Source organism: Paraferrimonas sedimenticola (assembly GCF_002282855.1).
GTDB lineage: Bacteria > Pseudomonadota > Gammaproteobacteria > Enterobacterales > Shewanellaceae > Paraferrimonas > Paraferrimonas sedimenticola.
The window spans coordinates 133,004-155,036 of the sequence record NZ_NRIR01000005.1 but is presented as its reverse complement, the minus strand read 5'-3'; the positions used below and the strand labels follow the sequence as shown (position 1 = coordinate 155,036).

Sequence of the window (22,033 nt, the reverse complement as noted above, 5' to 3'; positions counted from 1 at the left end):
ATCTCTAGGCCAAAATAAAAAAGCCCCTGGAATCACTTTCCAAGGGCTTGGCAAAGTGCGAATTCGGCTTACTGGATTTCGATCTCGGCGACCTTACCAGCACGGGTTTGCAGAATCAACTTTCCGTCCATTACAAGCGGTTGCGCGTAAAGCCCAGAATCGTCAACTTGCACTCGACCAACGATTTCACCGTCAGCCTGATTAAACACGTGTAAGTAGCCTTCAAAGTCACCGGCAACTACATAGTTGCCAATGGCTTGCGGCGCGGTTAGCGAACGGTTGGTCAGCTCAGAGTTACTCCAAAGCTCCAGACCGTTGCGACGATCAACCGCATAAACGCGACTAAAATCATCGACTAAGAACAAAGTGTAGCCGTCCATCGCCAATTCGTTAAAGCTCGAATACTGACGCGCCCACTTAACTCGACCGGTGCGAAGCTCTAACGCTGACAAGTTACCGTTGTAACCGACAACATAAAGGGTATCGCCAACAATCAGTGGCTTAACGTCAATATCGGCCACTCTGTCTAGCTCGTTGTTACCCTTTACTTGCAAAGTGGGTACTTCCCAAGCGACTTGACCGTTGTTCACCACCAACACAGAAACTTTGCCATCGGCGCTGCCGACAAACACACCGCCTGAATCGTAAGAAGGCGAGCTAGTACCGCGCAAGGTCAGCGGCGGAATCTGCGCTTCGTACTTCCAAGCTTCTTCACCATTATCGACGTTCAAAGCCACAATACTGCCAGCACCAGTGTGAACAATCACCAATCCTTCGGCCACTAGCGGCTTCGACAAGAGTTCGCCATTAACACGGGCCAGCCATTGGTTTTCGCCAGTTTCTTGGTCAAACGCGGCTAAATAGCCAGATTCGTTCCCAATAAACACCTTGTTGCGGGCAACCGTAATGCCCGCAGCCACTTTGGCGCCTTTGTTTTTTGCCAATGGAGAGTCGCGAAATACTTCGGAGAAGTCTTTTTCCCAAAGGGTATCGCGGGTCTCCTTGTCAATTGCTCGCAGCTCACCAAAACGGTCAGCTACAAAAATCTTGCCGTAACGCACTGCGGGTCGCAGACGGGAATAATAGTCCTCTACGCCATCACCAATACTGGTGTCCCAAAGGATTTTAGCCTCTACCTTTGCGTCAATTTCTTGCAGCTCGGCAATCGGCTCTTCTTCCACATCATTCGATGAACATGCGGTTAGGGCCGCAACTGCGACCATAGCCCCGACTAGGGGGTTACGCCAAAACTTCATGCGCTACTCCTTAGCCAGCAACGTTTAGATTGTCCAATTTCATCTGTAAGCTCGCTGCCGACATAGTTCCTGCGTCGATCGCTGCTTGATAAGCTTTTGCTGCCTCTTCAGTATTGCCTTGGCGAACCAAAATGTCGCCGCGCACTTCCGCAACCTTTGCGTCAAAAGACTCAGCCTTAACGCCGTCTAGTGTGGCCAGAGCGCCATCTAGTTCGCCTTGCTGGGCTTGAATACGGGCGTAGCGAATAGATGCTACTTCTGGCAAGCCGCCGCCCACTTTAGAGTCCATTACTTGTTTTAGTGCCGTCTTAGCTTTGTCCAAATCGCCATCAGCTACCGCGGCTTTGGCGGCAAGCAGTTGCAATAGTGCGTCGTAGCCAGGTTCCTTGTGCTCGGCAGCAAAGGTCTCAGCGGCGCTGACAATGGCAGCATCTGAGGCTGAGTTGGTTACGATTTGTTGGTAGGCGGCAGAGGCCGCTTCAGCAGAAGCCTGCTGACTGTCGGTGTAATAGTTCCAACCGAACAGACCGCCCAAACCCAGAGCGGCACCCAATACGATAGAGCTACCGTACTCTTTCCAAAATGTCTTGATCGCTTCGACTTGTTGTTCTTCTGTACTGTGTATTTCCACTTGGAAATTCCTTCTTAAAGTCTAATTCTTAAATACTGTCTTTGATGACCTGAGCCACTTCGCTCAAAGCCACCGAACGCTGAGCTTCGTCGCGACGCAATGGCTTAACCATCACTTCGCCGCGGGCGATTTCGTCTTCGCCCAAAATCAGCGCCACTCGCGCACCGCTTTTATCAGCGCGCTTCATCTGTTTCTTAAAGTTGCCACCACCGCAATGACTCATCACCTTAAGCTCTGGCGCTTCATCGCGCAATTGTTCGCTTAGGGCAAACGCCGCCGCTTGACTGCCTGCACCCATCGCCGCAACGTACACATCGGCAATCGCGGGCTCTGACTCAACCAGCTCCAGTTCTTGCAGCAACAATACCAAGCGCTCCATACCTGAGGCAAAGCCAACTGCAGGGGTTGGTTTACCGCCAAGCTGGTTAACTAGACCGTCGTAACGGCCGCCAGCCAGCACTGTCCCTTGAGCGCCAAGGCTTGAGGTTACCCATTCAAAAACGGTGCGATTGTAGTAGTCCAAACCGCGCACCAAACGAGGATTTACCACGTATTGGATGCCAGCTTGGTCCAACAGTTCACACAATCCAGAAAAATGGGCTTTAGTGTCTTCGCCAAAGAAGTCCATCAGCTTGGGCGCGTCACCCAACAAAGCCTGTGTTTTAGGGCTTTTGCTATCCAGTACACGCAGTGGATTGGAGTACATACGACGTTGGCTGTCTTCGTCCAACGACTCTTTGTGCTGTTCTAGGTAAGCCACCAACGCATCGCGATAGGCAGCACGCTCGTCGCTATCACCTAGGGTGTTTAGCTCTAGGGTCACGTGTTCGGCAAGGCCGAGTTTTTTCCAAAGGCGCGCTGACATTAGCAGCACTTCGGCATCAATATCAGGGCCGTTCAAGCCGTAGACTTCTACCCCAAATTGATGAAACTGACGATAGCGGCCTTTTTGCGGGCGCTCGTGACGGAACATAGGCCCCACGTACCACAGGCGCTGCTCTTGGTTGTACAACAAGCCGTGTTGATTGCCCGCGCGCACGGTAGACGCGGTACCTTCGGGGCGCAATGTCAGGCTATCGCCGTTGCGGTCTTCAAAGGTGTACATCTCTTTTTCAACGATGTCGGTGACTTCGCCAATGGAGCGTTTAAATAGGTCGGTACTTTCGACAATTGGGGTGCGAATTTCGCTGTAACCGTAACTGGCGGTCAACTCGCGAATGGCTTGCTCCAATTTGTGCCAGGCTGGCGTTTGAGACGGCAGAAGATCGTTCATGCCGCGGATTGCCTGAATTTGTTTGGCCACGTTGAGTCTCTAATTCAAAGGTTTATGTAACGCTGATGCGCCATTATAGGGGCTGGCGTTACAAACGTAAAACCCAAGCCAAGCGCCGTCGCTCAAGGGCTCGGCGCAGTTGTGCTTGGGTCACAATTATTCGGGTTTTAAGGTAGCGATGGTTTGCTGTACCTGTTCCGCTTTGGCGCGGATTTTGGCTTCTAGCTGGTCTACCATTTGCTCGTTGTCGATGCGCTCTTTTTGACGCTCGCCATCCACGTAGAAGCCGGACTTGCGGTTACCGCCGGTCAAGCCCACATGCGACACCAAGGCTTCACCGGGACCGTTTACCACACAGCCAATAATCGACACGTCCATTGGAGTGGTAATGTCTTCTAAGCGTTCTTCTAGCGCGTTAACCGTGTTGATCACGTCGAACTCTTGGCGCGAACACGACGGGCAGGCGATAAAGTTGATACCGCGACTGCGAATGCGCAGCGACTTTAAGATATCAAAGCCTACCTTCACTTCTTCCACTGGATCGGCGGCAAGGGATACGCGTAGAGTATCACCGATACCTTCGGACAACAGCATTCCCAAACCAATCGCCGATTTCACCGCACCAGAGCGGAAACCACCGGCTTCAGTAATGCCTAAGTGAAGCGGCTGCTCGATTTGCTTGGACAGCAAACGATAAGACTCTACCGCTAAAAAGACGTCAGAGGCTTTTACACTGACCTTAAAATTGTCGAAGTTAAACTTGTCCAGGTAATCCACGTGACGCATTGCCGATTCCAACAAGGCTTCGGGCGTTGGCTCGTGGTACTTTTCCATGATGTCGCGCTCTAGCGATCCACCATTTACTCCAATGCGAATTGGAATGTTCTTGTCTTTGGCGCAATCCACTACCGACTGAATACGGCTAAGGTTACCAATGTTACCTGGGTTAATACGCAGGCAATCGGCGCCGTATTCTGCGACTTGCAGTGCAATGCGATAGTCGAAGTGAATGTCAGCGACTAGCGGTACATTCACTTGCTGTTTGATTTGTTTAAACGCCTCGGCGGCATCCATGGTAGGCACAGATACGCGAACGATGTCGGCACCTACGTTTTCCAGATCCTTAATTTGCGCCACAGTGGCGGCCACGTCCGTGGTGCGAGTATTGGTCATCGACTGCACAGAAATCGGCGCATCGCCACCAACCGCAACAGAGCCAATCTGAATCTGTTTGGTTTTACGACGTACAATCGGATTTTCGCTAAACATGTTAGGACTCACTTTGTGGGTAGCTAAAGCGCGCTACCGTATCTTGATAACTTGAAAGATCGACGGTCTCACCATCGATACTCAGGGACACGGCTTGTGGTGCCCCAATAACGAATTTTAGCGGGGTCTTGGCCGCTAGTTCGATCTCATGACCGCTCTTCTTTAGTCCGTTGACTATCATAGCGCCATCAGCATCGCTAATTTGCATCCAGCAATCAGCCAGCAAGCGCAAGCTCACTAAGGCTTGCTCAGCAGCGGATTGCTCAAGTTGAGCAAGGTTCTGCGCCAATTCAGGCTGCTCAGCTACTTCTTCCAAGCTTACCGTATGCGGCGGCTCTTCCGTTTGCGGCTCTGCTTCATCGCCTTGCTCTTCAGCGGGCGCTGCTGGAGTTTCTTCCTCGTCACTCAGTTTTTGCTCGATGGCATTGGCCTCGCGCAGCAAAGCCTCAGCTTCGTCTAGCAGGTTAGTATCCTGCTCCTGAGCAGCAATCTCTTCTTGAGTTGGCTGGGAGAAATCAGGGTTTGCCGCCTGCTCTGAGCGCTGCAGCCACCACAACACAGACAACCCGATGAGCACCAGAATGATGATGTAGCTTATCCAGTTAACTCTTTGCTCAGCGGCCTTGTTGCTGGTTTTGCGCGAAAAGCTCTTCATGCCGTGCTCGGTGTGAACCAGCTGCTCTTGCAAGCGTTTTTGCAATGGGGCTAATTCTAAGTCCAAGGCGCGGGCGTAGTTGGTCACATACCCTTTGACATAGGTGTTGTTAGGAATGTTGTCGAAGTGGTCGTTTTCCAAGTCTTTCACCAGCGCCTCACGCAACTTAATGCGACTGCCGACCTGGGCTTGGGTTAGACCTTGGCTCTCGCGAGCCTCGCGCAGCATTTGCCCGATGCTGGCCGGGGAATCCTGAGGAACTTCTTCCTGGATATCGGAATCAGGAGTGTTTTCGCTTGTCATTAATTTCGTTCTGCTCGGTATTGCTCAGCTTGTTGCGAACGAGGGAACTTGGCTAACAGTAAGATCCCAAATCGCTTTGACGCTTCCAAGTCGCCTAATTGGCGTTCGATATCCACGCCAAGCATTAAGCTTTGCGGTGTTTCACCAGCGAGGTCGTGGTATCGATCCAATGCAGTTTGGGCACTGCCAAAGTCGTTTTGTTCCACCGCAATGTTGACCAATTCAATCAGGGCAACGCTGCGACGAGGCGCGTAATTCAGCGCTTGTTCAAAATATTGGGCGGCTTTGTCTAACTTGCCTGCCGACTGACTACACAAACCCAAGTTCTCATAGGTTGAGGCCATTAAGGTGTAATCAGGTGCTTGCACCGCTCGCAACAACAACTTTTCGGATTCATCGAATTCTTGCTGACGGCACAGATACACGCCAAAGTTGTTCAGCACATCACCGTTGTTTGGCTCCAATCTCAGTGCCTGGCGATACGCGTCTTTGGCGGCCTCATGCTCGGCAACAGTCTGAAAATAGTAAGCTCGCCCTAAGTGAACTTCGACGACTTTATCATCCAGTTGCAGCGCTTTATCCAAATTGAATTTGGCACGCTCTACTTCGCCCTGTTGCAAATAGGTCAGCCCAAGCCGTACTCGATCTCGTGCCGCAGCCTTTAAATTGGGCGCTTTCTCCGCCACCACCTGGTCAGTACCAGAATACGTGGTTTGGGTTACACAACCGCCTAAAAAAGTCACCGCCAATCCGGCCAATAAAAGGGCTCTCATCCTGTTTTGCTAACCGTCCGTCCGCTAGAAATTTAGTCCATTGTGACCGAAATTTGGTTCTGTTGCATGCGTTTTTTGACCATTCTCTTGGTGCGGTCACGAACATCACCAACCAGCTGTCCGCAGGCCGCATCAATGTCGTCACCACGGGTCTTGCGCACTATGACCGTGATGTCGTAGTCCATTAACACTTTGGAGAAACGATCGATGCGAGAGTTGGACGAACGCCCGTATGGCGAACCCGGGTATGGATTGAACGGAATCAGGTTAATTTTGCACGGCGTGTCTTTCATCACTTTGGCCAATGCATGGGCGTGATCCGTGCTGTCGTTGATGTGATCCAACATCACGTACTCGATAGTCACACGCTGTCGGTTGGCGTTTGATTTAGACAGATAACGACGCACTGAGGCCAGTAGCTCTTCGATGTTGTATTTTTTGTTGACCGGTACAAGTTCATTGCGCAACTCGTCGTTCGGCGCGTGCAGACTGACCGCAAGGGCCACATCAATCATGTCCCCCAGTTTATCCAAAGCCGGAACCACACCCGAGGTGGACAGAGTCACACGACGTTTGGATAGCGCAAAGCCCAAGTCGTCTAGCATGATGTCCATCGCTGGCACCACATTGGCCATGTTCAACAATGGCTCGCCCATGCCCATCATCACCACGTTGGTAATAGGACGCTTACCGGTTTCCTTTTCTACGCCGAGGAAGCGAGCGACACGCCACACCTGACCAGAGATCTCAGAAACACTTAGGTTGCGGTTAAAACCCTGTTGAGCAGTCGAGCAAAAGGAGCACTCTAGCGCACAGCCCACTTGGCTGGACACGCACAAAGTGGCGCGGTCGTCTTCTGGGATATAAACGGTTTCTACTTCCTGATCGCCGACAGACATGGCGAACTTAATGGTACCGTCGCTGGATTCTTGGTAGCTCGCGATCTCAGGAGCTTCGATCACTGTGGTGGCCTTGAGCTTGGCGCGTAGCTTCTTATTGATGTTGGTCATCTGATCCACATCATCAACGCCAAAGTGATACAGCCATTTCATAATTTGGTCGGCACGGAACGGCTTTTCATCCATGTCGCTCAATAGCTGGCGCATACCATCGCGATTGAGATCCAAAAGATTAATGCGCTTATCGCTCATACGAGACACCTCAAAAATTCTGTCAAAGCCGCCCAGGCTGGGCAATTAGCTGGGCTGATTGGGCGGCGAATTGTACAGATTTTAGCGCACTTTATCCAGAGTCACCGCTAGGTTATCAGCCCCTCATAATCGCTTTCAGTCACTTTGCGCAGCGTATTTGCCACACTTTGGCGACTGTACTGGGCTTGGCGCTTGACGTAGTCGATGAAAGTGAAGGCGGATGGCGGCAGGCTGCGATTCTTCAAATAGACCACATTGTAGTGGGCGTAGACCTCAGGCATACCTTGAAACCTTAGGACGTCCAACTCCCCCGAGTGAATCAGTTTGGCTACCGCTAACATGGGTACCAGTGCCACCATATCGCAGTGCGTCAGCGAGCCTTTGAGTGGGTGGAACTGCTCGAAACGAATAATCCCCTGCTCGTGTGGCGCGCGCTTTTCAAACAGCTCAGACAGCTCTTCGAGAATTTGCGGCGGAATACTGCGAGGCAAAGCGAGTGGATACTGGCGCAGATCTTTTAGCGATACGCTGGCCTGAGCTAACAATGGATGATCGGCACGGCAACACAAGACCGCCGGACTTTTTGGCAGAGGTTCAAACTCTAATTCCTGCTTTTGCTCCAGGTATGTTGAACGAGTCTCAGCGATGAATAAGTTGATTTGGCCTTCGAGTAACTTGGTGTGCAGCTGTTTCCAATTGCCCACCACTAATTCGGTATCCACGCCCGGGTAATCCCTAAGAAACTCGCCGACAATCGGACCGATTAGACTCACCGAAGGTATCGGGCTGGCACCGACTTTGATTTCGCCGGTCTCTAGCCCTTGCATCAATTTGAGCTCTTGTTGCAGTGCTTCTGCTGCCGCAAGTAACTCGCTGCCTCGCTCAACCACCAAACGACCGTAATCCGTAAGCTCTACTTGCTTGGCGTTGCGCTGTAACAAAGGCACCCCAAGCTGAGATTCCATGGCTTGAATGCTGCGCGACAGACTAGGTTGAGCTATGTGCAGCTTACTCGCCGCCCGGCTGTAGTGCTTTAGCTTGGCCAGAGTTATTAACCGCTTAATCTGTAAAAGCTCCATCACCACTTCCGCTTTGTTGTTGTTTTTGCAACCAACCATAACGGCAATATACAGCCGATACAAGCGTTAATAAGGCCCTGAAACCAATAGAGTAAAAGCACAAAAAAACGCGCCCTAAGGCGCGTTTTTACTAAGAACTTTCAAACCGGCTTATTGGTTGTGAATGGTCTTTTCTTGTAGCTTGTGAGGCCATTGCTTGTTAGCACGCTCTTCGATGAACTTGGTCTTTTCTTTAACCATGGCACCGTAGTTTAGGCCAGCTGCTTTTTGAGCCGCTTGCTTAGACGCTAGGTCGTCCATCTTGTAAACCGGCAGGTCAGCAGGCTTCTTCAACAAGCTGGCCGCTTTAGCTTCTGCTAGCTTCAGCTCGCCTTTGGCTTTGTTTAGAAGACGCTTGGCTTCTTCTGGGTTGTGAGCGTGGATACCGTGAGAGGCAGTCGCGCTGTCCCAGAACCACTGAGCGTTACGAATGTGAGTGGTTAGCTCAACCATGTCAGCATCTTTCTTAAGCGCAGCTTCGTAGTTAGCTTTGGCTTCAGCGATGTTCTTGCCAGACTCTAGACCTTCAACACCTTTAGACTTCCAAATCGCTTGGGTCCAGAAGTGGATTTGAGTCAGACGTACATCAACACCGTCTTTGGCGTCGAAACGCAGCTTGTTGATTTCTGCTTTGCGGTCAGACAGGATTTCTTCCATGTCAGACGCTTCGTGACAGCCGGCACAGTCTTCTGGCAGCTTAGCGAAGTCAAAGCGTACGTTGTGGTCAGTGTACTCTTGGCCTTTGCTGTTGGTTTGCTTAGGCGTGTGACAAGTAGTACAGGTGAACTTCTCGTGATCGTAATCGTCGTCACCAGCCATTTCGTGGTTGCGACGGTCTGCCAAGTTTTCGTACTCAGGGTGCTGAGTCTTAAGCATTGGCGCACCAGAGATGGCGTTGGTCCAGTCAGAGAAACCAATCATGTCGTAGTAAGCAAGACCTGCTTCAGCGGCGTAACCTTTGTACAGTTCGGTCTTAGCACCACCTTTGCCGATGTATTGAGTTTCAACACCTGGCTTCCACTGGTCCCAAGGGAACTTAACTTTCTTGTCATCGGTGCCGTCGAAGTAGTACTCAACGTGACACTGACCACAAGCTTGGTTGCCTTGCTCAGCGTGAGATTGCTTGTCAAACGGACGGTCAATAGCTTCCATAGCGCGTGCAGCGTATGGACGCGATAGACGTAGCTCAGACTCGCCTAATTCGTGACAGTCAGCACAACCGATAGTGTTGGCCATTTCGTGGCCCCACTTACCGAATTTGTTGTTTGCGAATTTGCCTTCGCCAACTTCGTCGTACATGCGAGCAACGTCTGGAGACTTACAAGACCAGCAAGACGCAGCCATTGGACCGTCCATGTCGCCCATTGGGCCGCCAGTACGCAGCGATTGGATCACGTCGTTCAGTGCAAAGTGGTGACCGCGAGCGCGGTTGTAGTCTTTCGCGAAACCGTAACCAGCCCATGCGATAACTAGGTTTGGATTGTGCAACAAGTAATCTTGTGGAACGCCTGAAGCAGGGTTGTTGTCTTCGGTAGAAGCCCAAGTCTTGTGTTGCTCAGGGAATTTACCTTGCCAGTTGTCGCTGTTATATAGGTCAGTCTTGGCCGGAGCCGCAACCGCAGACATACCGCCTAGGGCTGCAGAAACGGCCGCGGCGATAAAGATTTTTTTTAGTTTCATGGAACTTTCCTATGAAAATGTGCACCAATGGGATGAGACATTTATACCACCCTCTAGACTTCGAAAAATTGGCCCGTTTTGTGATTTGTGAAGGGGGTTAGGAAAGATATTACTTAAGGGGTAGATGGCGAACAAAACCCTAATATAAACATGATAATAGGATCCCAAACCGTCAAACACCCGTTTTGAGCGGCGTGATCGCGGTCACAGTTAGATCGAGATTCTCAAAGCCGCTCAACATGCCGTTAAAACCTCCTAAAATATCTGTCATATTATTTGTGATCGCCGACGGTTTTAAAAACATTGGTAAAGATCACAACACAAAGTATTATGTCCACTGAAAAAGCAATAAGAGGCTAGCTAGAAAGCTTTAATGTTCCTTCTCACAATTTACGTGCTGATCGCTATCGGCATCTCCTTTATGTGCAGCATATTTGAAGCCGTTCTGCTGTCCATAACCCCAAGCTACGTAGCTACCCTTCGCAAAGACAAACCGAAGACAGCCGCGCGCATGTCCAAGCAAAAAGACAATGTTGAAGCGCCGTTGGCTGCAATTTTGACCCTTAACACAGTCGCTCACACTGCAGGTGCCGCCGGCGCTGGTGCACAAGCGGCCAAGGTGTTTGGCGATAATATGCTGGGCGTGTTCTCGGCAGTGCTAACTCTGATGATTTTGCTGCTGTCAGAGATCATTCCAAAAACCTTAGGTGCCAATTACTGGCGCGCGCTGGCACCGGCGGTGTCGCTGGCATTGGTGTGGCTTGAGCGTTTGATGTGGCCTCTGGTTTGGCTGTCTATGCAGATTTCCAAAGTATTGGGTCGCGCCGAGCAAGGCCATTATGTCCGCCAAGAGTTGTCGGCAATGGCTGACGTTGGCCTGCAACAAGGCGAGCTTGAAGAGCACGAATCCAAGTTTTTGAAAAAGATGTTGGATGCCAAAGCAATGCAAGTGACGGCGGTGATGACTCCACGCACCGTAATGTTTGCCCTAGACCAACAAACCAGCCTCAAGACCTACAGCGACAAGTACGTGAACTCGCCGTTCAGTCGAATTCCTGTGTATCAAGATGAGCCGGATAACATTAAGGGTTATGTGGTTCGAAACGACATACTGCTCGCAGAGAAAAGCGAGCCGGACGAAGTACTGGCCAGCTTGCGCAAGAATTTAGTGGTCATCCCTGAAACCGCGCGCATTCTGGATGTGTTTGAATTGCTGATTAAACGTCACAGCCAAATTGCCATGGTGGTGGATGAGTACGGAGACACTCAAGGCATCGTCACGCAAGAAGATATCATCGAGTCCATGTTGGGACTGGAGATTGTCGATAGCAATGATCCGGTGACCGACATGCAGCGCCTAGCGCGCAAACTGTGGCAACACAGAATCAAAGAAAAAGGGATTCGTCTGAGCGACGAAGACTAAAGCGACCAAAACAAACACAGAATGCTTAAGTAACAATGACAAAAGATCGGCTCAACTGAGCCGATCTTTTTTGCGAGTTTCTAGTAACCAATGCACCCCGATACACAACAGGGTCAAACTCGGCATCAAGGGCAAAAACCAACTCCAAGCGGTGTCGAATACTCGTCCCCATTGGGTCATTCCAGAGTCGATAAACACACTGTTTGGGTTTAAGTGCCAGTCGTGCAGAGTCATGGTTACGCTTATCGCCAGACTCAACCAAAAGCCCAGGCCGATACCTACGGTCACCGATGGATTGAGACGATTGGCCATGGCTTACATCCACATTTTCTTCATGCTTTCTGCAAACTCCATGAACTTCTCTTTCATGGTTCGCTTGAGTTTGATTTCCAGACTGCTAAGAACATTCACCCCCTCAATAATGATGGTTGGCTGACCTTCACCGCCGTAGTTACCGGCTCGATTTTCTACACTACCTACCACACAGCTGGCTTTGGTGATCACGTTGACGTTCTCAGGCACGAAAATCTCGTCGCTAGCCAGCAGGCTGTATAGCTTGATGCGCACCACAGGGTGTTGAAAGTCCGCTTCGCTAAAATCGATGGACGCACCACTGAGAAAACTCCACATCTCGATTTCCTTAGCAGGTACAAAGCGCCCGCCTCGAGTGTTACCAGATAGCACATTGATGATCCGGTCTTGCTCTTCCACGTCGGGCTGATATTGATAACCCAAGTTTTGCGCTTTGTTGCGCTGGTAGGCATCGTCTGCGGTCAGGGGCAAGTCTTCAACCAGACTCATTAAAAACTGCGGGTCGTCACTGCCCATTGCTTCATCGAGCCGCCGCTCAAAAGCTTCCGCCGACAACTCGTTGTGACTGTAATTCATGATCAGCTGATCGATGACTTGATCGCGGACTGCTTTGATGGGTCTGTCTTGAGCGTTAACCGGCATATTTAGAAAGCCTCATTGTTTTCAGTGATTTTGTTGCCACCTAGAACATTTAAACTCTATCAGAACAACAGATACTCCTAATAAGCAAAGCCCATTCCAACTTTTATTTAATTATTATTCAACAACTTATAGCTGTAACGTATTTTTGAGATTAAGCGATTGGACACTTATTGGTCAGATTAACCAAATTTTTACACAAACACCCCATCTGAGTTACAGTTGAATCAAGCATTGTCGTGCAACAAAGTAGCGCTCACTTGGGTCTATCCAAGCAAGATGAACAATAATCACAAGCACATAGCCCAGCCGTGGTTTTCGGCACTACAACACGGCCGACTTTGGCCTTGGGTGTTGGCGTGGCTTGCCGTCTTGGCTATCAGTGTTGTGCAAGCTTCTCGCATTCAAATTCAAACCGATATTAGCGCCTACTTTGACCCCAAAGCACCAACCACAAAGGCGTTTGATGCCGCTAGTGAGGCTTTTGATCTAAAACCTCAGCTCTTGCTGTTTTTATCGCAAAAGCAGGCATGGCCAAACTCCAAGGCACAGCAACAACTGCCTCGCTTAATCCACCAAATCGAGCAACTCGAGGGAGTGGAAAGCACAAGCGGTTATGCCGCCACGTTGGGCGAACGCCCTCTAAATCAGTGGCCCGCAGGCCTGGCGAAACACTTTATTAGCGAGGATAAGAAATCCATTGTGATTAGTATTCAGCCACAAAGCTGGCTGGATGCGGACAAGCGTCGCCTCAACCAGTTCATGAATCAGCTGGATAACCTAGTTGACCCCTTCACCGACAAGCACGTGCTAGATTACGCCTACAGCGGTGAGCTCACCATGAACTGGCAGTACGCCAAGGTAATCCGCACCGATCTTTCTCGATTTGGCGCGGGGCTACTGCTGTTATTGGCTTTATTGCTTGGCTTTGTCATTCGCCATCGCACTTGGCTGGCCACTATGCTGGTTTGCGCCTTGACTACCTTGGTAATGAGTTTGGGCTTTGCCGGCTGGGCGCAGTTATCCTTGGCCGCCATCTCGGCGTTTGTACCTGTGGTGATAGTCATTTTGTCACTGGCCTACACTTCGCACCTGTACTTCTCATGGTGTTTCTTTTTACCCCAGATGCAGGGCCAACCGGTGGCAGCCCTTAACGCCAGTCTGAGAGAAAACCTCGCGCCGCTATTTTGGGGAAGTCTGACTACCATTCTTGGGTTTCTGGCATTAACCATGAGCCCGTCTCCGCCAATCGCCCATTTCGGCTTGCTCGTGGCTTTTGCGGTAGCGGCTAATTTTGTAGTGAGCTTGGGCATCATTAGTGTGGGTCTGGGCTGGGTCTATCGTCGCCGCGACCAGGTGCCGCAATCGCCTCTATGGAATCGAAAGGTGCTGAGTAACGGGGTGCGTCTAAGTCAAACCTATCGCAAACCCATGCAGTGGCTGGCAGGGATTGCCACAGTTTGCGCTATTGGCCTAACCAGCCAGCTTAATTTTGACGACAACCCACTGTCCTACTTCGACAGTGACAACCCCTTTAGCCGAGGCAAGCACGCCATCGACAAAGACTTTTACGGGGTCAATACGGTGCATTGGTTGGTCAGCGCCAAGCCAGACCAAGCCACAACCAGCTTTTACGACGCGGATTATCGTCGCGACCTGCGCACGTTAGTCGAGTACTTAAACGACCATCCTAAGGTAAGAGCCACGCTTTCTATGCTGGACGCGGCTAACTCCGGTGCCGGTGTGATTGGTTTGGCGATGCAATCCCGAGCTCGCCAATTGGCATTAGCCGAGCAGACTAAGCTCTACAACGAATCGTTAGGTGCCACGCGACTCACACTGTTTTTAGAAGACACCACGTCTAACGAGTTATTAGAGCTCGAAAGAGAACTGAACACTTGGCTGCAAGGGCAATCTCTGCAAGTGGAATTGAGCCCCTTGTTGGGCCGCACATTGCTGTTTGCCCAACTCAGTAAGGACAATACCCAACGCATGCTGCAGGCCTTTGTACTGGCATTGAGTTTGGTATTTTTGGTGGTGTTGGGGCTGCGCCGCAACCTTTACATCGCATTTGTCGCAGTACTGGCGAACCTGATTCCACTGCTGTGGGCCTTTGCCATTTGGCGCCTGATGGGCGGACAGATGAGCTTGGGCGCCGCCGTGGTAATGGGGATGATATTCGGTGTGGTGGTGGATGACAGTTTCCATGTGCTGCTTAAAACCACCCCATACCGCTACGGTTTTCAACGTCGCCGTCGCTTGATGCGGTTAGCCCCAGCGATCACCCTTACCAGTTTGGCACTGGTGGTTGGCTTTGCCCTTGGGCTTTTGTCCGAGTTTGCGCCCATTGGCCAGCTCGGTTTGCTATCCGCCATGGTCATAGGTTTCGCTTGGCTGTTTGACTTGTGGCTTTTGCCGCAACTTTTGCCCAAGCAAGCGCAATACAGTCGCACTAATCCCTTAGCTCAAAGTAGTCACTCCGCCAGCAGTGGAGCCAAAGGAGGGCCCCAATGACTCAAATACCTCGTTGCTTTAACCCGCCGCGCAAAACGCGTCCACGCCAAAGCGATCATCCGATTGAGCGTTGGCTAGCGGAGTTTGGTCCAATGCATTTGGAGTTTAGCGATCCTCAGGCAGAAGCCTTGGCGGAGCTAATGCCACTGCTGTCCTGCGGTGAGCAATCAGCTCAGTTGGTGTTTCAGCAAGCTGCAGATGAGAGTGCCGACCAACAAAGCCAGCTAGCACTCAACGAAGTGGAATTTGACGAAGCCCGTCACGACATTGCCCTGACTTGGGTACAAGAGCAGCTGCCTTGGTTGAAGGTATCTCGTCAGGCTCAGCGCCGGGCTCAGGTGTTTTACGCTCGCCTAGGACGCATCGAAGAGGCACAACAGCAGTTTGCACGTATTGCTAGCCTGGATGCCAGCGTCACCCAAATCATGAAAGCCATGCGCGGCAGCGAGTTAGGCAGCCAACACCCCTTCAGTATTTTATGCAATCTGATTATGCGCGATGAAGCCAAGCACGTGTATGTGGCTCGTCACCAAGCACAGCGACTGAACGCCTCGGCCGAGCTTTTGCACGAACAAGGTCAGCTAATTCGCCAGCAGTTGTGGCAAATGCTGGCCCATCACGGCCACGCCTTTGAAGCCCTTGGGGTTGATTTAGATACCATTCACAACAAGGTGGTGAACTCATGACGGTAAAATTTGCTCGCCACAACTTAAACTTACTGGGTCTGGCCCATGCCCTACCCGGCGCGGCTGTGGACAACAAACAGTTGCTAGCAGCGCTTAAAGCGCTTGGCCTTAAACGTCAGGCGCGCTTAGCCAGTGCGATATTACCTCAGCTTGGTATTCAAAACAGACACCTAAGCCGCTCACTGGATAAGCCACTGAGTGAGGCTAGCCCCAACGGTATCGAGCTTGGTCAGGACGCGCTGACTCGGGCTTTAACGCAGGCGAATATCGATGTCAGTCAGCTGGGTTACCTGATAAGTCACACCACCAGCCCGCACACCCAAGTACCGCCCAATGCCGCCTGGCTTGCGGATGCCATGAGCCATTTAGGCCCGTACATGGAGCTGCGCCAGGCTTGTTGTGGTTTTGCCAATGCGTTGCAAAGTGCCAGTGCTTTTTGCGCTGCAGACCAGCAGCCGATTGCGATTGTGGGTAGCGAAACCGGCTCTGTGTACTTTGACATCAACCCCGACTTTGTCGATCGCGGCCAGCTGGTCAATTACCTGCAAATGGGTGATGGTGCGGGTGCTGCGGTGGTGGCACCGGCCACTAGCGAACAACAGCTGCTCAGCGATATTTACATAGGCCATATTGGCAAAGGCATGCAGCCAGGCTTTTGTTTAAGCGGTGGCGCGCGCGATTACCACAACGGCCAAGTCGCTCGCTTTGAGCACGACTTTAATTCGGTGCGCGCCTCAGGCCCTAAGCTGTTCGAAGCCGGCTTGAATGCCATCGTCTCACGTGGCTATTCGCTGGAGGATTTTCGCTATATTCTGCCCCATCAGGCCAACGGCCATATCGACGAGCAGCTGGCGGGTAAACTGGGGATTTCCCCTAATCGAGTGATTAATACCGCCAAGCACCTGGGTAATTTAGGCTCGGCGGCAATTTGGGTGGCGCTGTCGCAAAGTCTACAAGACCTGCCGATTGAGCGCGGAGATAAGGTGTTAGTGCTGGGCGCCGAAGCCACCAAGTATCTCTACGGTGGCTTCGTTTACACCCACTAGGCTATACAACCACTAGCTTAGAGGTGGGTCTTAAAGTAGTTCAGGCGCAGATTGGCCACGTGGTTCTTAGTGGCCTCGCCGCGAATACCGTGCTTTTGACCTGGATAAGTCATCAAATCAAAGGCGATGTTCTTCTTTTGCATCTCGGCCATGAATTTCACCGAGTGGTCAAAAAATACATTGTCATCGGCCATGCCGTGGATAAGCAGCAACTTACCGCTAATGCCATCCACATATGGGAACACGCTCGACTTCTTGTACACCTCGCCCGGCGCTTTCGGGTGACCTAGGTAGCGTTCGGTATAAGCGGTGTCATATAGACCCCAGTCGGTCACCGGTGCCCCACTCACCCCAACTTTAATCAGCTCTGGTGCTTTGGCCATCATCATGATGGTCATGTAGCCACCGTACGACCAGCCGTGGAAACCGATGCGCTCTGGGTCGACGTAATCCAAAGATTGCAGGTACTTAGCCGCAGCAATTTGGTCTTCCACTTCAACCGTACCCATGGCGTTTTTCACACCAGCTTCAAAGGCGACACCACGGTTGTAGCTACCGCGACCGTCCACTACTAGCACCACAAAGCCTTCGCGGGCGAACATTTGGTTTTGGCTTAGCTCCCAGCGGTTGGCCACTCTATGCCCGTGAGGACCGCCGTATGGAGTCAATACGGCAGGGTAGCGCTTGCCCTTCTCCATGTTTGGCGGGAAGAAAATGCGGTAATCCAGCATGGTGCCATCGGCACCTTTTAACTGGCCAAATTCGCTGGCGGCGTGGCCTTCTAAATACTCGTGATAAGGATGGCTGTCATCCAGAGTGTTGGCATTTAGGAAAGTCACCAATGAGTCGTCAGCCACATTGCGCAGCGCCACTTGCGGCGGTGTGTCTTGGGACGAGAAGGAATCTAGGTAGGTGCGAGTGTCCTTGCCCATGGCTACCGAGTGCCAGCCAGGCTGCTGGCTGATGCGCTCAATACTCGCAGGGTTTGGCGTAAGCGAAGCGCGGTACAAATGCTTCTCGGTAGTGCCGTCCTTAAAGCCCAAAAAGTAGACATCACCATTGGCCTCATCCAACTGTACTAGCTTGTCGACCACCCAGTCACCGCTGGTCAAAGCACCCACTAGCTCACCGCTGTTTTGATACAGGTATAGATGTTTAAAACCACTGCGCTCAGACGCCCACACAAATTGCTCTGTGTTTTTCAGTGGCTTTAAGTCTTTGTGCAGGTTGATCCACACCTCTGTGGTTTCATTTAACAAGGTCTTTTGGCTATCGCCATTGGCACTGTAGGCAATCAAGTCCAGCTGCATTTGATCTCGTGGCATGCGCTGCACCAACACATTGTCAGAGCCGCTCCAATTGACTCGAGCCAGATAAATATCCTGCTCTTCGCCAAGATCCAGCCAGTTGACTTGCTTGTCGTCTATTCCGACCACACCCAGCTCAATTAAGACGTTGTCGCTACCGGCAAATGGGTAGCGCTGAGCGATAGTAGTGACCGCGCCGTCGCTGTCCATTTCATAGCGATTGACCATTTTTACCGGTGACTCGTCGATACGAGTAAAAGCGATTTTCGACTCGTCTGGCGACCACCAATAGCCGGTGTATCGGCTCAACTCTTCTTGCGCCACAAACTCAGCCACACCATGGGCAATGGTGTCGGTGGCACCCGTGGTTAGGCGGGTTTCGCGTCCAGACTCCACGTTAATTACGAACAAATCGCGGTCGCGAATAAAGGACACAAAATTGGATTTCGGACTGAATTTAATGTCAGTTTCAAAGGCTTCGGTGTTGGTCAAACGCTTCACCTCGCCCGCTAACGGCTTGAGATACACGTCACCGCCCAGTGGGAATAACAGCGCATCACCACTCTCGTTCCAGCTGTAGCTGACAATACCGCTGCCCTTGATGCGCTGGCGTTCGCGACGGGCTTTTTCTTCTTCGGAAAGCACCTCTTTGGCACCGCCAAGAAGCTCAACACTGTCCACCAGCATCTGTGTCTTACCATCGGCGATATTGTACTCCCATAGGTCCAACTGCTCTTTGTTGTCTTCTTTACCGCGCAGGAAAGTTACACGGGCGCCATCGGGGGACATCTTGACCTGATTCATGCCAGGACCAGACAGATTTGGACTACCCAGCAAGCGCTGCATAGTCAGATTGTTTTCAACGGGGGCAGGAGTTTGTGAAGCGGGTTTAGAGTCAGAGCTTGTGTCGCCTTGCGAACAAGCGCCCAACATCAGCCCGGCCATCCCAAGCCAAGCTAATCGAGTGAAACGCATAATTATGCCTTGTTGTTGTTATCTTTATTCGAGCGCCCATGCTAACCAAAAGGCAACCTAAAGCGCAAACTAAGGTGCTTGTGTTAGGCGGATATTTTTTTCGGGGAAGGCGTCGAATTCGGGTAAGTCACCACTGCTGGTATCCCAGGCGGCTTTGAAGGCACAAAATACGTTTTGGGTTGGGCGAACTTGCGGGTCCTCATCGAGGCTGCCCGCAGGTACCACAGTGTTACCGCCTTGCTGAGATTCCCATGGCAGACAACTGCCGCAGGTTTTACAAAACGCTGTGGCGAAGTGACGAGCTTCACTGACCTCGTAGCGACCGATATTGTCCTCACCCGTGAGCCAGCTGAGTTGGGTACTGCGAACAATCAGATTGGAGGCGTGGGCACTACCGGTGAACTTCTGGCAACGACGACAGTGACAAAACTGAAAAATCAGAAATGGCGGTGTGACTTCAAATGTCACCGTGCCGCACAAGCAACTGCCTTTCATGTCTCTCTCCTTTGGTAAGTCGTTACCACAAAGCCAATACGGGCCGTCGCGGCGGATTTTCCAACGCCAACGCCGCTTGTATTTGTTCGGGCTCATATCCCATGATCACTTGCCGATTGACCAGCATGGTAGGGGTTACGTAACCATTCAGTCGGCGCATTTGCTGGGCCGCTACCTCTGAGTGGTCCACGTTCATTTCCACGAAAGCAATGCCGTTTGCCTTGAGGTAATCCTTGGTCTTAAGGCAATAAGGGCAAAAGTCCCGACTGTACATAATGACCTTGGCATCGAGTTCGGCGTTGTAATCTGGTGGTGGAATCAAACGCAACATCAAGCCTTCCCACTTCCAGGCGCACAGCAGCGCAACCAGAAGCAGGGTAACAATCGATAGCTTGGCGTTGGTGCTCATAAGCTACTCGTCCAAAAACAAATCGCGCATCAAAGGGGCGTCAGGGTCAACTCGGTATTGCTCAAAGTCGGTTTGACCTTGAGCTCTTAACAGGGCTTCGTCAATGTGCGCCTGACCGCTTAGGCTCAAGTCGTCACAGGCCAGTATCGCCATCGCCGCATCCGCCATGATCTCCGGGGTTCGGGAGCGTTTCATTAGCGCCGGATCCAAAGCAAATTCAATGGCCGCAGTGGCAATTGTGGTTTGCGGCCACAGACAACTGGCAGACACTCCGTGCTCACGAAGCTCTTCTGCCAAGCCCAGAGTCAGCAGAGTCATGCCGTATTTGGTCATGGTGTAAGGAATGTGTGGCCCGAGCCAATGAGGCTCTAAATTCAAGGGTGGCGATAGAGTAATAATATGGCCAATATCGCTTTGTTTTAGATAGGGAATAGCCGCTTTTGAACAGGCCAGCGAGCCGCGCACGTTAATGCTGTGCATCAGGTCATATCGAGTTAATTTGGTTTGCTCGGCACTTATGAGCGAGATAGCGCTGGCGTTGTTCACCAGCACATCGATACCGCCAAATTGCGCTACTGCGGCGTCAAAGGCCTCTTTGACCTGAGACTCTTTGCGAACGTCCATTTTCACCGCTAGCGCTTGTCCGCCGGCCTGACGCACTTCTTCAGCCACTGTGTGGATGGTGCCTGAAAGTTTGGGGTGGGGTTCGTCAGACTTGCCGGTGATGATCAGATTGGCGCCTTGCTTGGCACAAGCCAGCGCGATGGCGCGGCCGATACCTCGACTGGCACCACTAATGAATACGGTTTTGCCGTTAAGACGACTCATGGGGAATTCCTTTTAGGCGCGTTTGTTAGAATTTTTATTAAGGATATCAGGGGATTTGGCTTTGTGCGTAATTAATCCAGCAAACCCAGCATCTCGGCTACCACAGGTAGGATGCTCAGCACTAACAGCAGGGCCATGCTCCAATTGAACAAGCGTTGTTGACTGGGCTTGCTCAGCCAGCGTTTGAGTAGAACACCAAACACTAACCAGGCCCCTACGCAGGGAAACGCCACCAAAGCGAAGGCGGCGACAATCCAGCCCACTTGCCACCAAATATCGGCGCTGATGCTGGTATAGGCGGCAACCGCGCCGGTAGCCATCACCCAAGCCTTAGGGTTGACCCATTGAAAGGCAGCAGCCTGCAAGAAACTGAATGGTGGTTTGGACTCGCCATTGAGACTGGTGGGTGCGCTGTTGGCAATTTGCCAAGCCAAGTACAGAAGGTATAAAACGCCGACAATTTTTATCAGCCAGTGAAGGAACTCAAAACGCTCAAACACAGCGCCAAAGCCAAGCCCCACTAGCAACACCATCAAGGGAAAGCCCAGGCAAATGCCGCACAAATGCGGCAAAGAGCGCTCCACCCCGTGATTTAACCCAGAGGTCATGATCATCACATTGTTCGGCCCTGGCGTGACGGTCGAAGTAAAGGCAAAGGCGAAGACACTGATAAACCATTCCATGGCTTTGGTAGCTGACTCCTATTGAACACTTGGCTCGCTACGAGCGTCTTGATAGCTCGCAGCGCTGATGAACTGACTAAAGGTTTCGCACCAAACAATCACAGTGCTGTACTCACGCACATCGACTCCCTCTGGCACAGACACCGAAAAGTTGTTGAAGGTCTTCACCGGGCCCACGTGCTGCATACTGGATTTAAGCGCATTAAAATCTGCCTCGGTTTCCACAAAGGTTGGCGAGAGATAAAGCTGGTAATCCGGCCCTGGCGCCAAGTCACCCAGCAAACTCACCATGTGCGGCCCTACCAGCACCACCCCCTCGCCCCAGTGCAGTGGGTCGCTGTCTTTAAGATCCCGTTTAAAGCGCCCTTCAAACCACACTTCTCTTTGGTCTTGAGTCACTTGGGTATCCGATGGTGCCTCTGGTGCAATTAGGATCGGCAACATATAAATCCCTAGCGCAAAACCGATAGCTAGCACCACTGAATGGCTGACCAAAAGTCCTAACCAAGATTTCATTTGCACACCTTTGTTGTTTTTTATGGCTCGTGTTGAAGCTAGACCGGTTTGATGACCTTTGCGTTACATGCATTCAGCAAACCCGGGCCAG

General features: G+C 51.6%; 21 protein-coding genes. 4 read left to right on the top strand and 17 right to left on the bottom strand.

Annotated features, from left to right (window positions below; genetic code table 11):
• Positions 1-68: 68 nt before the first annotated feature.
• The 9 genes from bamB to CLC93_RS10265 form a co-directional block, all read right to left on the bottom strand.
• Positions 69-1,256 carry an outer membrane protein assembly factor BamB gene (gene bamB / locus CLC93_RS10305; protein WP_095505883.1) on the bottom strand — a complete coding sequence of 396 codons (1,188 nt, stop codon included), beginning with the start codon at positions 1,254-1,256 and terminating at the stop codon, positions 69-71.
• A gap of 10 nt (positions 1,257-1,266) precedes the next feature.
• Positions 1,267-1,887, bottom strand: a complete 621-nt coding sequence (locus tag CLC93_RS10300) for a YfgM family protein (protein WP_095505882.1) — start codon at positions 1,885-1,887, stop codon at positions 1,267-1,269.
• Between the two features lie 28 nt (positions 1,888-1,915).
• On the bottom strand, positions 1,916-3,190 hold the full coding sequence (hisS, locus tag CLC93_RS10295; protein WP_095505881.1) for a histidine--tRNA ligase: 1,275 nt from the start codon (positions 3,188-3,190) through the stop codon (positions 1,916-1,918).
• Positions 3,191-3,316: 126 nt separating this feature from the next.
• Entirely contained in the window at positions 3,317-4,429 is a 1,113-nt protein-coding gene (gene ispG / locus CLC93_RS10290) for a flavodoxin-dependent (E)-4-hydroxy-3-methylbut-2-enyl-diphosphate synthase (protein ID WP_095505880.1), read from the bottom strand.
• Position 4,430: 1 nt separating this feature from the next.
• Positions 4,431-5,387 (bottom strand): RodZ domain-containing protein, encoded by a 957-nt coding sequence (locus tag CLC93_RS10285; protein WP_095505879.1) that lies wholly within the window; start codon positions 5,385-5,387, stop codon positions 4,431-4,433.
• On the bottom strand, positions 5,387-6,160 hold the full coding sequence (gene pilW / locus CLC93_RS10280; RefSeq protein ID WP_095505878.1) for a type IV pilus biogenesis/stability protein PilW: 774 nt from the start codon (positions 6,158-6,160) through the stop codon (positions 5,387-5,389). Before pilW ends, CLC93_RS10285 begins: the two co-directional genes overlap by 1 nt.
• Before the next feature lie 32 nt (positions 6,161-6,192).
• Entirely contained in the window at positions 6,193-7,311 is a 1,119-nt protein-coding gene (gene rlmN, locus CLC93_RS10275) for a dual-specificity RNA methyltransferase RlmN (RefSeq protein ID WP_095505877.1), read from the bottom strand.
• Positions 7,312-7,418: 107 nt separating this feature from the next.
• Positions 7,419-8,429 (bottom strand): LysR family transcriptional regulator, encoded by a 1,011-nt coding sequence (locus CLC93_RS10270; protein WP_095505876.1) that lies wholly within the window; start codon positions 8,427-8,429, stop codon positions 7,419-7,421.
• A 111-nt stretch (positions 8,430-8,540) separates the two neighbouring features.
• A complete protein-coding gene (locus tag CLC93_RS10265) occupies positions 8,541-10,109 on the bottom strand; it encodes an ammonia-forming cytochrome c nitrite reductase subunit c552 (RefSeq protein WP_095505875.1) in 1,569 nt (522 codons plus the stop codon).
• A gap of 373 nt (positions 10,110-10,482) precedes the next feature.
• Between CLC93_RS10265 and CLC93_RS10260 the strand changes: the two genes are divergently transcribed.
• Positions 10,483-11,532 carry a CNNM domain-containing protein gene (locus tag CLC93_RS10260; RefSeq protein ID WP_095505874.1) on the top strand — a complete coding sequence of 350 codons (1,050 nt, stop codon included), beginning with the start codon at positions 10,483-10,485 and terminating at the stop codon, positions 11,530-11,532.
• 51 nt (positions 11,533-11,583) lie between these two features.
• Here the strand turns inward: CLC93_RS10260 and CLC93_RS10255 are convergent, their stop codons facing one another.
• Positions 11,584-11,844 carry a hypothetical protein gene (locus CLC93_RS10255; protein WP_095505873.1) on the bottom strand — a complete coding sequence of 87 codons (261 nt, stop codon included), beginning with the start codon at positions 11,842-11,844 and terminating at the stop codon, positions 11,584-11,586.
• A gap of 3 nt (positions 11,845-11,847) precedes the next feature.
• Entirely contained in the window at positions 11,848-12,486 is a 639-nt protein-coding gene (locus CLC93_RS10250; RefSeq protein ID WP_095505872.1) for a hypothetical protein, read from the bottom strand.
• A gap of 276 nt (positions 12,487-12,762) precedes the next feature.
• Here CLC93_RS10250 and CLC93_RS10245 point away from each other — a divergent pair, with 276 nt between their 5' ends.
• Genes CLC93_RS10245 through CLC93_RS10235 form a run of 3 tightly spaced genes read left to right on the top strand, consistent with a single transcriptional unit; the run spans position 12,763 to position 16,729 of the window.
• Positions 12,763-14,997 (top strand): efflux RND transporter permease subunit, encoded by a 2,235-nt coding sequence (locus tag CLC93_RS10245; protein ID WP_095505871.1) that lies wholly within the window; start codon positions 12,763-12,765, stop codon positions 14,995-14,997.
• Positions 14,994-15,683 carry a hypothetical protein gene (locus CLC93_RS10240; protein ID WP_095505870.1) on the top strand — a complete coding sequence of 230 codons (690 nt, stop codon included), beginning with the start codon at positions 14,994-14,996 and terminating at the stop codon, positions 15,681-15,683. The genes CLC93_RS10245 and CLC93_RS10240 overlap by 4 nt, the downstream gene beginning before the upstream one ends.
• The gene (locus tag CLC93_RS10235) at positions 15,680-16,729 is read left to right on the top strand and encodes a 3-oxoacyl-[acyl-carrier-protein] synthase III C-terminal domain-containing protein (protein WP_095505869.1); all 1,050 of its coding nucleotides are present in this window, start codon (positions 15,680-15,682) and stop codon (positions 16,727-16,729) included. The genes CLC93_RS10240 and CLC93_RS10235 overlap by 4 nt, the downstream gene beginning before the upstream one ends.
• A gap of 17 nt (positions 16,730-16,746) precedes the next feature.
• On the opposite strand, the gene CLC93_RS10230 is transcribed toward CLC93_RS10235, so the two are convergent.
• The 6 genes from CLC93_RS10230 to CLC93_RS10205 all read right to left on the bottom strand — a co-directional run bounded on the left by CLC93_RS10230 (position 16,747) and on the right by CLC93_RS10205 (position 21,942).
• Positions 16,747-19,011, bottom strand: coding sequence for a S9 family peptidase (locus CLC93_RS10230; RefSeq protein ID WP_245837141.1), 2,265 nt, complete (start codon positions 19,009-19,011; stop codon positions 16,747-16,749).
• A 69-nt stretch (positions 19,012-19,080) separates the two neighbouring features.
• Positions 19,081-19,506 (bottom strand): GFA family protein, encoded by a 426-nt coding sequence (locus CLC93_RS10225; RefSeq protein ID WP_095505868.1) that lies wholly within the window; start codon positions 19,504-19,506, stop codon positions 19,081-19,083.
• Positions 19,507-19,528: 22 nt separating this feature from the next.
• Positions 19,529-19,915, bottom strand: coding sequence for a glutaredoxin family protein (locus CLC93_RS10220; RefSeq protein ID WP_095505867.1), 387 nt, complete (start codon positions 19,913-19,915; stop codon positions 19,529-19,531).
• A 3-nt stretch (positions 19,916-19,918) separates the two neighbouring features.
• Positions 19,919-20,743, bottom strand: a complete 825-nt coding sequence (locus CLC93_RS10215; RefSeq protein ID WP_095505866.1) for an SDR family oxidoreductase — start codon at positions 20,741-20,743, stop codon at positions 19,919-19,921.
• Between the two features lie 71 nt (positions 20,744-20,814).
• Complete coding sequence (locus CLC93_RS10210) at positions 20,815-21,426, bottom strand: LysE family translocator (protein WP_141237378.1); 612 nt, start codon at positions 21,424-21,426, stop codon at positions 20,815-20,817.
• Positions 21,427-21,444: 18 nt separating this feature from the next.
• On the bottom strand, positions 21,445-21,942 hold the full coding sequence (locus CLC93_RS10205; protein ID WP_211286851.1) for a DM13 domain-containing protein: 498 nt from the start codon (positions 21,940-21,942) through the stop codon (positions 21,445-21,447).
• Between the last annotated feature and the right edge of the window lie 91 nt (positions 21,943-22,033).